Annotated in this window: 12 protein-coding genes; all 12 read right to left on the bottom strand. The window is 69.1% G+C overall.

All coding sequences use genetic code 11. From position 1 onward, the window contains the following. Positions 1-35: 35 nt before the first annotated feature. Positions 36-554 (bottom strand): hypothetical protein, encoded by a 519-nt coding sequence (locus F0U44_RS12780; RefSeq protein ID WP_149728646.1) that lies wholly within the window; start codon positions 552-554, stop codon positions 36-38. Further along, a complete protein-coding gene (locus tag F0U44_RS12785; RefSeq protein WP_149728647.1) occupies positions 551-1,627 on the bottom strand; it encodes an MlaD family protein in 1,077 nt (358 codons plus the stop codon). Before F0U44_RS12785 ends, F0U44_RS12780 begins: the two co-directional genes overlap by 4 nt. Then, entirely contained in the window at positions 1,624-2,712 is a 1,089-nt protein-coding gene (locus F0U44_RS12790) for an MCE family protein (protein ID WP_149728648.1), read from the bottom strand. The genes F0U44_RS12785 and F0U44_RS12790 overlap by 4 nt, the downstream gene beginning before the upstream one ends. Beyond that, entirely contained in the window at positions 2,709-3,788 is a 1,080-nt protein-coding gene (locus tag F0U44_RS12795; protein ID WP_149728649.1) for an MCE family protein, read from the bottom strand. The genes F0U44_RS12790 and F0U44_RS12795 overlap by 4 nt, the downstream gene beginning before the upstream one ends. 1 nt (position 3,789) lies before the next feature. After that, the gene (locus F0U44_RS12800) at positions 3,790-4,761 is read right to left on the bottom strand and encodes an MCE family protein (RefSeq protein ID WP_149728650.1); all 972 of its coding nucleotides are present in this window, start codon (positions 4,759-4,761) and stop codon (positions 3,790-3,792) included. Further along, positions 4,758-5,792 carry an MCE family protein gene (locus tag F0U44_RS12805; protein WP_188113461.1) on the bottom strand — a complete coding sequence of 345 codons (1,035 nt, stop codon included), beginning with the start codon at positions 5,790-5,792 and terminating at the stop codon, positions 4,758-4,760. Before F0U44_RS12805 ends, F0U44_RS12800 begins: the two co-directional genes overlap by 4 nt. Further along, entirely contained in the window at positions 5,785-6,846 is a 1,062-nt protein-coding gene (locus tag F0U44_RS12810) for an MCE family protein (protein WP_149728652.1), read from the bottom strand. The genes F0U44_RS12805 and F0U44_RS12810 overlap by 8 nt, the downstream gene beginning before the upstream one ends. Positions 6,847-6,849: 3 nt before the next feature. After that, positions 6,850-7,695 (bottom strand): MlaE family ABC transporter permease, encoded by an 846-nt coding sequence (locus tag F0U44_RS12815; RefSeq protein ID WP_149728653.1) that lies wholly within the window; start codon positions 7,693-7,695, stop codon positions 6,850-6,852. After that, on the bottom strand, positions 7,695-8,522 hold the full coding sequence (locus F0U44_RS12820; protein ID WP_246160440.1) for an MlaE family ABC transporter permease: 828 nt from the start codon (positions 8,520-8,522) through the stop codon (positions 7,695-7,697). The genes F0U44_RS12815 and F0U44_RS12820 overlap by 1 nt, the downstream gene beginning before the upstream one ends. A gap of 141 nt (positions 8,523-8,663) precedes the next feature. Further along, the gene (locus F0U44_RS12825; protein WP_149728654.1) at positions 8,664-9,434 is read right to left on the bottom strand and encodes a hypothetical protein; all 771 of its coding nucleotides are present in this window, start codon (positions 9,432-9,434) and stop codon (positions 8,664-8,666) included. Beyond that, positions 9,431-10,030: a TetR/AcrR family transcriptional regulator gene (locus F0U44_RS12830; RefSeq protein WP_149728655.1), complete on the bottom strand. Its 600-nt coding sequence runs from the start codon at positions 10,028-10,030 to the stop codon at positions 9,431-9,433. Before F0U44_RS12830 ends, F0U44_RS12825 begins: the two co-directional genes overlap by 4 nt. 41 nt (positions 10,031-10,071) lie before the next feature. Next, positions 10,072-12,207, bottom strand: a complete 2,136-nt coding sequence (locus F0U44_RS12835; RefSeq protein ID WP_149728656.1) for an MMPL family transporter — start codon at positions 12,205-12,207, stop codon at positions 10,072-10,074. Position 12,208 lies beyond the last annotated feature (1 nt).

Raw genomic sequence — 12,208 nt, forward strand, 5'->3', positions numbered from 1 at the left:
GTATCGTCAGCGGACGTCCATCCCCTTCAACCGAGTCACTCGAACTGCAGCTGCACGAGCTCGTCGACGAGCCACTCGCCGCCCTGCTCGACCATGGTCAGCTCGACGCCGCTGCGGGCGTGGAGGGCCGGCTTGCGCTGCTGGCGGATGTCCTTGTCGGTGAGCGTCTGGTCGGTGAAGACGAGGACCTTGACCTTGCCGTCCTTCTCCCAGGTCGCGGCCGACTCGACCACGCGGCCCTTGCTGATCAGCTGCCGCGGACCGACCATCTTCTTGCGCAGGGCGACCAGCGTCTCCGGCGCATACTCCTCCTCGAAGGAGGCCGTGCCGTCCTCGGTCACCCACGCCATGTCCTCGGCATAGGTGCGGTAGTCATAGGTGAGCCACGAGTAGACGACCTCCTCGGCCGCCTTCGTCGCTGCCGCCTCGTCGGCCTGGTGGTCCTTCAGCTCGTCGAGGTCGGACCGGTCGCCCCACAGCAGGACGCAGCCGGCGATCGCCGCGATCAGCAGCAGTGCGAGCCCACCGACCGCCACCCGAAGGCGCCCGCTCATCGCAGCGGCCCCGGTGCCCACTGGGCACCGCGCTGCGACGCGGGGAAGCTCCTCGAGCAGTGCCCGTCGTCCTGGGCGGGATACCTCGTCACGTCGCGGGGCGGGTGCTCGTCGGCGCCGTAGCCGCAGTACTCGAAGTACTCGAAGAAGCCGTTGAGGTGGGCCGCACCGCCGAAGACCGAGCTCGACAGCGCCCGGAACCCGCGCGGGTAGTCACGGAGCAGCGCCCGCAGGTGCGGGTCGCGCGCGGCCATGAAGTCGGCGAGGGTGACGTAGGGGTCGAGGTAGTCGCCGAGGATGTCGTCGACGTCGCGGACCAACCCGCGCAGCTCGTCGATCTGGCCGGGCGCCTTCTCCAGCAACCGCACGAGCACCGGGTCGATCTTGCGCAGCCACGCGGTGAAGACCTTGGTGTTGCGCGTGATGCTGTCGAAGGTCGGCACCAGGTCTGCGCCGAGCCGCAGCAATCGGTCGCCGTTGGTGATGAGCCGATCCGTCATGGCCCACCGCTTGTCGAACTCGTTGAGCAGCACCGACCCCTGCACGACCATCCGCTGGAGGTCGTCCTGAGTGCCCTTGAGACCGTTGGCGGTCTCGCGCAACACGGTCTTGAGCGCCTTCGGGTCGATCTGCTTGATCAGCGCGTTGAGGTTGATCGCCGTCGTGGCGAGGCTGGTCGGCAGGTCGCTGGCGGTGCCCTCGATCGTGTCGCCGTTCTCGAGGTATGGCGACCCGTCGTGCTCGGGCTGGAAATCGATGTACTGCTCACCCACCGGCGAGAGGCTGCGCACCTTGGGTCGGGCGTCCGCGGGGATCCGCGCCGATCCGTCGAGGCGGACCTTGGCCGAGACACCGTCGTCGGTCAGCCTCAGCTCGGTGACCCGGCCGACGCGCACGCCGCGGTAGGTGACCTCGGAGCCCTCGTAGAGACCGCCGCTGCGAGGCAAGGTCACGGTGACGTAGACGCGGGGCTCGGTGATCGGGGTCTTGAGAGCGACGCCGAAGAGGTAGAGCAGGCAGAAGAGGAACGCCGTGACGATGCCGACGATGCTCATGATGTTCTTGCGGGTCATCGGCGTCCCTCCACGTCGTTGGCTCCGAGCAGCAGCCCGAGACCGGGGAGGTAGAGGTCGCCGCGGCGGACCGCGTCTGCGGCGGCGCCCTCATCGACCTGCGCCCGCGGGTCACCGCCGAGGATGTTGAGCTGCGTCTCGTCGAGGTGGAGCAGGGCGCGCAGCGGCAGGGTGTCGCTCGGCACCGTGCGGGACAGCTGGTCGGCCACGGCGACCAGGTCGTCGAGACCGGCGCGCAGCTTGGACTTGGTGGCCAGCACCTGGTCGGCGATCGGTCCGATCTGCTGGAGGATCGTCAGCAGCGGGTCGTCGACCTGCAAGGCGATGCGCTTCGCCGTCCGCGCCAGGCCCTCGACACTGGTCAGCAACGCGACGATCTTGTCGGTGTCCTTGCCCAACGTCTCGACCGCCGGCCCGACCTGGTCCAGCGCCTTGCGGATCGTGCCGCGCCTCTCGGCGAGGACACTGGAGACCGACCGCAGCGCTTCGAGGGCGCGACCGATGTCGTCGCTGCTGGCGTTGGCCTCGTGGAGGAAGCTCGTGACCCGCTCGAGGCTGGCCCGGATCTCCTCCTCACGACCGCCGAAGGTCGTGTTGAGCTCCTCGGCGATCGTCTGGAGCTCGCCGAGCCGACCACCGTTGATGAGCATCGAGGCCGACGCGAGTGCGTCCTCGACCGAGGGTGCCGTCGTCGTACGGCGCTCGGCGAACGCGTCGCCGTCACCGAGGTCGCGCCCGGACTTCCCCGGCGTGACCTGGACGATGAGCTCGCCGAGCGGCGTGTCGTAGCGCAGCCGGACCGTGGAGTCGTCAGGGATCTCGACGGACTCCTTGATGTCCATCGAGACGATGGCCTGGAAATCCTTGGCCTTCACGTCCTGGACCCGGCCGACCGAGACGCCGTTGACCTTGACCTGCGCGCCCTGCGCCAGGTTGAGGGCCTGGTCGAAGACCGCCGTCACCTCGTAGGTGTCGCCGCCGACGTCGGAGCCCGGGAGCGGGAGGTCCTTGTAGCCCGTGCTGCACGCAGCCAGCCCCACGGTGGCGAGGGTGGCGGCGAGGGTCGACACGATGAGGCGCCTCATGGGGTCCGCCCTCCGCCGAGTCCGCCGAGCAGTCCGCCGAGGAGGTCGGACAGGTCGGGGAAGGTGGCCAGGTTGCAAACCGGGCCGATCAGCTGGCAGAGCTGCTCGAAGAGCGGGCCGAGCCCGAGGAGCTGACCGGGGACGCCACGCACCCAGATGTGGTTCTCCGGGGTGTGGGCGTTGTAGATGTTCTGGGCGGCCAGCGGCAGCGTCTCGATCGTCTCTCCGAGGTCCTGGCGACTGTCGAGCAGGTTGTGCATCAGCGTCTCGACGTCGGCGAGGCTCGCCTTGATCGTGCCGCGGTTCTCCTTGCTGAACTTGGTGATCCGGTCGATCGTCGTCGACGCGGAGGTCAGGACCCGGCTGATGTCGTCGCGCTCGCTGTTGAGCAGCTCGATCGCGCCACCGAGGTTGTGCACGAAGGTGCGCACCAGGCGCTCGTTCTTCACCAGTCCGCTCGACAGCGTGTCGAGCGAAGCCATCGTGGCGAAGATGTCGGAGCGCTGGCCGTGGACCATGTCGACCAGGTCGGCCATCCCGCTCACGGCACCGCGCAGCTCGTCGCTGTTGCCGCTGAACGCGGCCGCCGTCACCTGGAGCACCTCGCGGAGGCTGTTGGTGATCTTCGGGGTCTTGGTCAGGGACTCGGCCAGGTCGGAGATCGAGCCGAGCACCCGGTCGAAGTCGACCGGCGTACGGGTGCGGTCGAGCGGGATGGTCGCGCCGGACGCGATCTCCTTGCCGCCCTGGTAGACGGGCGTGAGCTCGACGTAGCGGTCGGTCGCGACCGACCGCGACACGATGACCGCCGCGGCACCCGCAGGGATCTTGATGTCGGGGTCGGTGACCTTCAGCGTCACCTCCACGACGTCGCCCTTCGGCTCGATCTTGGTGATCTTGCCGACCGGCACACCGAGCACGCCGACGTCGTTGCCGACGTAGAGGCCGGAGGACTCCTGGAACACCGCGGTGATCTCGAGGTCGCCCCCGCCCTCCAGCGGGTTGCAGGCCGCCGACGAGGCCAGCAGCACCATGCTGATCAGGGCCGCGAGCGCGCGCTTCATCGATCGCGTCATCTCAGCACCCCGCTCTCGGGCCGCAACGGACCTTGTCGGGGATCACCTCGGGGAAGTAGAGGTTGATGAACGGCCCGTCGCCCGTGGCGTTGGCGATGTAGCGCGCGGTGACGGCCAGGCTGTGCAACGCACCCTTGAGCTGCTTGTCGCGCGACTTCAGTACGTCGACCACGGCGTCGAGGTCGCGCAGCATCGGGCGCAGCTTGGCCTCGTTGTCGTCCATGATCTGGTTGATCGTCGTGGTGATCGAGCCGAGGTCACCGAGCAGGTCGCGGATGGCTTCGCGCCGTCGTACGAGCTCGTCGATGACCAGGTTGGACTGCTCCATCAGCTGCACCAGGTCGCCGGTGCTGCTGGACAGCTGGTCGGAGATGTTGCGCGAGGCCTCCAGCAGGTCGCCGATCTGGCCCTCCCGCTGGGTGATCACCCGGGAGATCCGCTCGATGCCGTTGAAGGCGGGCGCCAGCTTCGGACCGGCCGCCTTCAGGGTCTCGGCGACGACGCTCAGGGAACGCGCCACCAGCTTGCCGTCGATCTGGTCGACGGCGTTGGTGCCCTCGTCGATCACGTCCTGCAGGTTGAACGGCACGGAGGTGTGGGCGAGCGGGATCGTGTCGTCGGGCAGGTCGCCCTCACCCTTCGGGGAGAGCGAGAGGTAGTGGGTGCCGAGCAGGGTGCCGACCTTGACCTCGGCCCGGGTCTGCGAACCCAGCTCGATGTCGTTGTCGACCGTGAAGGTGACGACCACGTGGTCGTCCACCACCTTCACGCTGCGGACCTCGCCGACCTCGACGCCGGCGATCTGGACGCCCTCGGAGGCACGCAGCCCCGCGGTGTGGGTCAGCTCCGCCTGGTAGGTGTGGGCGCCGAACGGGATCACGCTGACGGCCAGCACGACGACGCCGAAGATCCCGAGGGCGACGAAGGCGGCGATGCCGATGCGGAGCGGCTGGTCGCGACTGATGAGCTTCATCGGCAGACCTCCGAGTAGCCGCCGGGCAACGAGGACGTCGCGACGGTGAGCGCGCCCAGGTCGAGGTCGAGGTCGCAGAAGTAGAACGTGAGGCCGTCGCGGTAGGAGAAGACCCGCGACAAGCTGTTCATCAGCGTGCTGAAACCGTCGATGGAATCGGCGAAGCGGGGTTCCTCGGCGGCGAACATCCGGAGCAGGTCGGCCGCCTTCCGCACGTCGGCGGCGAGCGGTGCTCGCACGTTGCGGAGGAAGACCTCGCTGGTGTCGATGACGTGCGCGATGTCATCGATCGTCTGCCCGAGGACCTTGCGGTTCTTCGCGAGGCCCGACATGAAGGTCGTGAGCTGGCGGATCGTGCCGCGCAGCTCGTCACCCTGACCGGCGAGGTCGACCAGCACCGGCGTCAGGTTGTCGAAGACCGCACCGAAGAGCTGGTCGCGGTCGGCCAGGAAGTTGGTGAGCTGCCCGGTCTGGTCGAGCAGGTCGGCGACCGTGCCACCCTCGCCCTGGAGCACCTTGATGACCGAGGTCGAGAGCTTGTTGACGTCGTCGGGCTCGAGCACGTCGAAGAGCGGGCGGAAACCGTTGAGCAGCGCCGTCAGGTCGAAGCCCGGGCTGGTGCGCTCCATCGGCACGGTCGCGCCGGCCTCGAGCTCGGCGCCCCGCCTGGCCGGCTGGACCAGGGAGAGATACCGCTGGCCGAGCAGGTTCTGGTAGCGCATCACCAGGTCGGTGTTGTCCAGGAGCGGCTGGTCCTCCTGCAAGGTGAAGCCCACCATCGCGATCGAACCCTTGTCCTGGTCGACCTCGATCGAGGTGATCTTGCCGACCTGGACGCCGGCGACCCGCACGTCGTCGCCGGTGCGCAGACCACTCACGTCGGCGAACTCCGCGTGGAACTCGCGGGTCTCGCCGTCGACCCGGTCGGCCATGGTGTTGGCCAGCAGGAGCAGGAGCACGGCCGAGAGCGTGAAGAACGCGATCACCTTGATGTGGACCGGCTTCACCCGGAACCGGACGAACCTAGCCACAGTTGGCTCCTGCCGCCGATCCGTAGCGCGGGCAGTCGGCCTTCGTGTAGTCCTCGGGTCCGCGCGCATAGATGTAGCCCTCGACGCGGCCGTAGCCGTCCTCGAGGATCGTCAGCAGCTGGTGGGACAGCACGCCCGTCTCGAGCAGCGTGTCGCGAAGACCGGTGCGCTCGTCGTAGGCGCCGTCGACCAGGGTCTGCGACAGCGACAGCGCGTGCAGGTAGGCGCGCTCGTGCTTGGTCAGGAAGTCCTGGGTGTCCTGCACGAGCAGCAGTCCTCCGTCGAGCAGCTGGGTGATCTTGTCGCGCCGGTCGACCAGGTTCTGCAAGGTGACCAGGGCGTCGTCGGTGGCGTCGAGCAGGTCCGGCGCGTTGCGAGCGACGGCCTCGAGGTTGACGGCGAGCAGCTTGAGGTCGCTGCGGATCCGCGGGATCACCGGCGCGAAGCGTTTGGTGTAGCGGTTGAGGGTGTCGATCGCGACGCCGATGTCGTCACCGCGGCCGTCCAGCACGGTCGCGACCGTGTGGAGCGCGGTCGCCAGCTCGGCCGGGCCCAGCGCGTCGACGAGGGCGTCGATGCTGTCGAGCGCGGTCTGCAGCTCGAGCGTGCCCTGCGAGGTGTCCTCCTTGATCACGTCGTGCGCGCTCAGGGAGTTCGAGGGGCTGCCCTTGGTCTCGCTGCCGGGCGGGATCACCAGGTCGACGTACGACGTGCCGAAGACCGACGCCGGCAGCACCCGGGCGAGCACGTCGCTGGGGATCTGGTCGAGCTGGTCCTTGTTGATCTCGAGGCTGAGGCGGACCTCGTCGGCGTCACCGTCGATGGCGGTCACCTTGCCGACCGCCATGCCGCGCATCTTCACGTCGACACCGGTGCGCATCGCTCCGCCGGCCGACTCGAGCTCGGCCGTGACGGGCACCGAGTCGGTGAAGTGGCCCTGCAGCTTGAGGGTGAGCCCGCCCAGCAGGAGCAGGATCACGGCGAGGACCGCGATCCCGCTGATCGCGAGGTCACGGCGCGTCGGGTCGCGGTCGCCGGAGCTGAGGAATCCCATGCGCTAGCCCGAGATCCGTACGCCGGGATCGGTGCCGTAGAAGAACAGCGTGAACAGCATGTCGAGGAGGATCACCGAGACGATGCTGGCCCGGATCGCCCGGCCGGTCGCCTCGCCGACACCCGCCGGTCCACCGGCGGCATTGAAGCCGTACCAGCAGTGCAGCAGCGCCACGATCAACGTGAAGACCAGGATCTTCAGGGTCGAGATCAAGATGTCGCGACCCGAGAGGAACTGGCTGAAGTAGTGCTCGTAGGTGCCGCCGGACTGCCCGAAGATCACCGTGACGACGGCCTTCGACGCGATCCACGAACCGATCAGGCCGATGTAGTAGAGCGGGAGGATCGCCGTCATGGTCGCGGCGACGCGGGTCGTGACCAGGAAGTGCATCGGGGGCACCGCCATCACGCTGAGGGCGTCGATCTCCTCGTGCAGCCGCATCGAGCCGAGCTGCGAGGTGAAGCGACAGCCGACCTGGGAGGCCAAGGCGAGCGAGGCGATGAGCGGGGCGAGCTCGCGGGTGCTGACGCCGGCGTTGATGGCTCCGACGAGCGGGCCGAGGCTGAGCAGCTCGAGGCCGCTGAAGCCCTCGATGCCGAGCGAGGTGCCGGCCGCGACGGACAGCAGCACCATGATGCCGATCGTGCCCCCGCCGATGAGGAGCGCGCCGGTGCCCCAGGCGATGTCGGACAGCTGGCGCAGGTATTCGCTCGGGTAGCGCTTCAGGGTCAGCGGCACCGCGGTGACGGCGCGGACGGCGAAGCGGCCGAACGAACCCATCTTCGCGAGCACGTTGACCACGCCGTCGGTCGCGCCGACGAGGCTGTCGCCCAGCCAGGTCGCGGCCATCAGACGAGCCTCTGCGGGACGAGCATCACGTAGAGCTGCGTGATGCCGACGTTGACGAGGGCCAGCAGGATCACGCTGAGTACGACGGACTGGTTGACCGCGTCGGAGACACCCTTCGGTCCGCCCCGGGCGTTGAGCCCCTTGTGGGCGGCGACGATCACGGCGAGGAAGCCGAAGATCGCGGACTTGAGGATCGCCATGATGAGGTCGAGCGTCTGTCCGAAGGAGATGAAGGCGCCGAGGTAGGTGCCGGAGCTGACCGAGCCCGAGCCCACCACGAGCACGTAGCCGGTGAGGATCGCGGTGGTCGCGACCACCGCGCTCAGACAGACGCCGATGATGACCGCGGCCACCAGGCGTGGCGCAACGAGTCGCTGGACGGGCGAGATGCCCATGACCTTGAGGGCGTCGATCTCCTCGCGCACCGTGCGGGCGCCGAGGTCGGCGGTGACAGCAGCGCCGACGACGCCGGCGATCATGATCGCGGCGACCAGCGGGGCCGCCTGCCGCATGACGCCGATCGCGTTGACCGCGCCGATGAAGGACTGGGCGCCGATCTGACCGGCCACGCCGCCGACCTGGACCGACACGATCACGCCGAACGGGATCGACACCAGGATCGTCGGCAGCAACGAGACCCGGGTCATGAACCAGGCCTGCTCGAAGAACTCGTCCCAGGAGAACCGCCCGCGGACGATGTCGGTCGCCGCAGACACCGACGAGTCCCAGGCCAGCAGCACCATCTCGCCGGCCGTGTTGAGGCCGGTCTTGGCGTGGTCGACGATGAGGTCGACGGCACCGCGGGCGCCCATCAGCGCGTTCGCCACGTGTCTCGGCCCCCTTGGATCTGGTGCTGGTCTGGTGCGCCCGGGAAGCTCCGGACAGATTCTTAACAGGTGCTAACCCTGACGAAACAACGGCACCCTAGCCGAAAAGTCACGGGCCGTGTGGCGCACCCGGAGGCTTTCTCAGCGGTGCGGGCGGTCCTGCTGCTTGCGCAGCCGCTCGAGCTCGCGGACTGTGACGGTCTCGTCGTCCGGCGGCGGAGCGATGTCGACGGGGGCGCCCCAGTCGGCCCACGTGAAGGTCGCGGTTCCGGACGCGCCGAGGTCGACCGTGCGTCGTACGACCTGGCCGTCGGCGTCGAACCAGTACTCCGTGACGGCCGGACCGGTCGAGGTCGCCGCCGTCGTTGCGTCGGCCTCCTCGACGACCTGGTAGCGGCGCACGATGCCACCCTCGACCTGCTGGTCACCGAGGTAGCGGACCTCGGTGATCGTGTCCGCCGCGGTGTCGAGCTGGTTGCGAGGATCGGCGTCCTCGAGCACCGATCCCGCGAGGCCCGGGTCGCCGCCCGCCGACACGTCCACCCACAGGCCACGCGACTCGGGCACCTTCATGTAGGTCGATTCATCGATGGTCCGCAGGTCGACCTCGGCCCCCTTGACCTGCCAGTCACTGAGCTGGAGGTCGACGTCCATGCCGTCCTCGCCGTAGGCGACGACGCCGTGGCCGCGCAGCCGAGCCTGTCCCGCGACGTCGAAGGTGACCCGGGCGGTCGCGCCGTTGTCGAAGCTCCCACGGAGCTCGTCGAGGAAAGCGTCGACGTCGACCGCCTCTCCCTTCGTCGCGTCCTCGGGACGGGGCAGGGTGTCGGGCTTCACGCTGTCGTCGTCGCACGCGCTGATGCCGAGGACGAGCAGGGCGAGCACGGGCGCGGCGGCTGCCCACCGCCTCATGCGGCCACCTGCGGCACCAGTTCGAGCAGGGAGATCAGCGACTTCGTCAGGACCGCGTGGACCTGCGTGCGGTCGAGCCGCTCGGACCCGAGCCACTCCCAGAGTGCCTGCCAGGCGAGCTCGGCGAAGCAGGCGACCAAGGCGCGCGCGGCCGGCGACACCTGCCCCGGGTCTTCGACGACCGTCGCGAGGACGTTGTCGATGGTGCCCTCGTTGATCTCACGGAGCACCCCGCTCACGACCGGGTCGCTGTGGGACCCGCTGTGCACCCGCTGGAGCGCCAGGAACGAGTCCCGGGTGGCGACGACCCCGTCGAGCCAACGGTCGATGACCTGGGCCACGGCGAGGTCGCGGCCCGCGCTGTCGACGACGAGGCCGGTCAGCGGCGGCAGGGCCGGGACCCTCGCCGTGCCCTGCAGCACCGCGAGGTAGAGGTCCCGCTTCGAGCCGAACTCGTGGTAGATCCAGCCCCGATTGCACTCGGCGTCGGCGGCGATCGCCACCGTCGAGACCTTCTCGTAGGGATGCTCGGCGAAGTGCTGTGCGGCCGCGTGCAGGATCCTGCTGCGGCGGTCGCCCTGCACGTCGACGGTCATGCCCGTCACGATACAGGGATCGTTGACAGGTGCTAAGACCGCTACTCGCGGATGCCGAACCGGGCGTAGACCGCACGGAGCGGGCGCGGCGCCCACCAGTTCGCCTCACCGAGCAGGCGCATGAGCGAGGGCACGAGGAGCGCACGGACGATGGTCGCGTCGATGATCACGCCGACCGCCATCGCCACCGAGATCTGCTTCATGAAGAAGACCGGGCTGACCGCGAAGGCGAGGAACACCACGGCGATCATCAGCGCGGCCGCGGAGATGATCCGACCGGTGCGGGCGACCCCCTCGGCCACCGCATCGGTGTTGGAGAGCCCGCTGTCGCGCAGCTCCTTGATGCGGGCCATCACGAGCACCGCGTAGTCGGTGGCGAGCGCGAAGGTCACCGCGAAGATGAAGACCAGGCTGGTCACCTCGACCGCGTGCGGACCGTGGTAGTCGAGCAGCCCGATCGCGAAGTCCTTCTCGAAGACGAGGACCAGGAGACCGACCACCGCCGACAGGGTGAGCGCGTTCATCAGCAGCGTCTTCAGGGGCAGCAGGATCGATCCGGTCAGCAAGAAGAGCAGCACGATCGTGAGCAGCACGATCAGCGCGATGACGGGCGGCGCGCTCGAGACGAGGCTCTCCTTCTCGTCGATGAAGCGTGCCGTGTTGCCCGAGACGAGGAGCTCGGCACCGTCGGGGAGCGCGACGTCGCGGATGTCGCGGACCGCGTCCTGGGAGTCCCCGGAGAGGGCGGGCTGGTCAAGCGCGACGGTCGTGAACGCGACGTCGTCGGAGGCCGGGGTGAAAGGCGCAAGGCTGTCGGCGACGACGCCGTCGACCTGGCCGATCTCAGCGGCGACACCGGCGAGGGCCGTCGGGTCGACGGTGCCCTTCACTGTCAGGGTCACAGCCTCGGTCAGGCCTCGGCCGTAGTGGTCGGAGAGGTAGGAGTTGACCTCGTAGGACTGCTGGCCCGGCGGCACCGCCTGGGCGCTCGGGCCGGTCAGCGTCGTGCCGAGCAGGGGCGCGGCCAGCGCCAGGAGGGCGCCCGTTGTCACGACCGCGATCACGACCGGCCGCCGCATGACCCCGCGAGCGATGCGGTGCCACCGGTCGGAGGTGGCCGAGACCGACGCGCCCCGACGGATCGAGAAGCGGTCGAGCCACGGGCCGAGCGCCGCGAGGATCGCCGGCACGACGATCACCGCCATCACGGCCGACAGGACGCCGACGGTCGCGCCGGCAGCCCCGATCGAGTAGAGGAAGCGCTGCGGCATCAGCATCAGCGACGCCATGGCGGCGGCCACGGTGAGTCCGGAAAAGAGGGAGGCGCGGCCCGCCGTACGGACCGCGCGGCGGTGCGCCTCCAGCGTGCGGCCGTGCGTGTCGACCTCCTCTCGATAGCGAGAGACGAGCAACAAGGCGTAGTCGACTGCGAGTCCCAGACTCAGCGCGGTCGCGATGTTGAGGGCGAAGAGCGAGGTGTCGACGAACGAGGCCATGATCCGCAAGGCGAACAGGGTGCCGACGATCGAGAGCACACCGAGGATCAGCGGCACCGCCGCCGCGATCACGCTGCGGAAGACGAGGAGCAGCAAGATCGCGAGCAGCGGGAAGGCGATCAGCTCGGCGTTGGTGAGGTCGGTCCGCGTCTGGTCGTTGACCTCGTTGAAGGACGGCGCGAAGCCGCCGTAGCTCGCGTCGAAGAGGTCGGAGCTGACCCGGGCGCGGATCGACTCGTCGGCGAGGCCGCCCTCGTCCTCGAGGTCGGTCGTCGTGAGGTTGACCGGCAGCGCGATGGACTCACCGTCGGCGGCGATCAGCTGCGGCGCCGGGGTCGCCGGGTCGAGCGGGTTGAGGACCCGGCCGACGAAGTCGCCGCCGCGGACCTGCTCGACCACCGCGCCGACCTCGCTGATGACGGCGGGGTCCTCGACGTCGATCGCACCGCCGTCCTTGGCCCGCAGGAGTACGACGAGCCCCGGCTCGGCGTCGAAGCCGAGTGCGTCCGCAAGGACCTGCCCGGCGTGCTCGCTCTCCGAGTCGGGGTCGGTGAAGCCGGCCGCCTTGAGGTGGTGCTCGACGTCGTGGCCGAAGAAGCCGGCGACAGCGGCGAAGAGGAAGGCGGCCACCAGGATCTTGCGAGGGTGGCGCCAGGTCAGGTCGGCGATCCGATCGAGCACG

This window comes from Nocardioides humilatus (assembly GCF_008373755.1).
Taxonomy (GTDB): Bacteria; Actinomycetota; Actinomycetes; order Propionibacteriales; family Nocardioidaceae; genus Nocardioides; species Nocardioides humilatus.

What these genes read in the sequence shown, in the direction of transcription:
- F0U44_RS12810 (WP_149728652.1), bottom strand. Translation starts at nt 6,846, where the DNA reads ATGGGATTCCTCAGCTCCGGCGACCGCGACCCGACGCGCCGTGACCTC.
- F0U44_RS12790 (WP_149728648.1), bottom strand. Translation starts at nt 2,712, where the DNA reads ATGAGGCGCCTCATCGTGTCGACCCTCGCCGCCACCCTCGCCACCGTG.
- F0U44_RS12785 (WP_149728647.1), bottom strand. Translation starts at nt 1,627, where the DNA reads ATGACCCGCAAGAACATCATGAGCATCGTCGGCATCGTCACGGCGTTC.
- F0U44_RS12830 (WP_149728655.1), bottom strand. Translation starts at nt 10,030, where the DNA reads ATGACCGTCGACGTGCAGGGCGACCGCCGCAGCAGGATCCTGCACGCG.
- F0U44_RS12780 (WP_149728646.1), bottom strand. Translation starts at nt 554, where the DNA reads ATGAGCGGGCGCCTTCGGGTGGCGGTCGGTGGGCTCGCACTGCTGCTG.
- F0U44_RS12800 (WP_149728650.1), bottom strand. Translation starts at nt 4,761, where the DNA reads ATGAAGCTCATCAGTCGCGACCAGCCGCTCCGCATCGGCATCGCCGCC.
- F0U44_RS12825 (WP_149728654.1), bottom strand. Translation starts at nt 9,434, where the DNA reads ATGAGGCGGTGGGCAGCCGCCGCGCCCGTGCTCGCCCTGCTCGTCCTC.
- F0U44_RS12815 (WP_149728653.1), bottom strand. Translation starts at nt 7,695, where the DNA reads ATGGCCGCGACCTGGCTGGGCGACAGCCTCGTCGGCGCGACCGACGGC.
- F0U44_RS12795 (WP_149728649.1), bottom strand. Translation starts at nt 3,788, where the DNA reads ATGACGCGATCGATGAAGCGCGCGCTCGCGGCCCTGATCAGCATGGTG.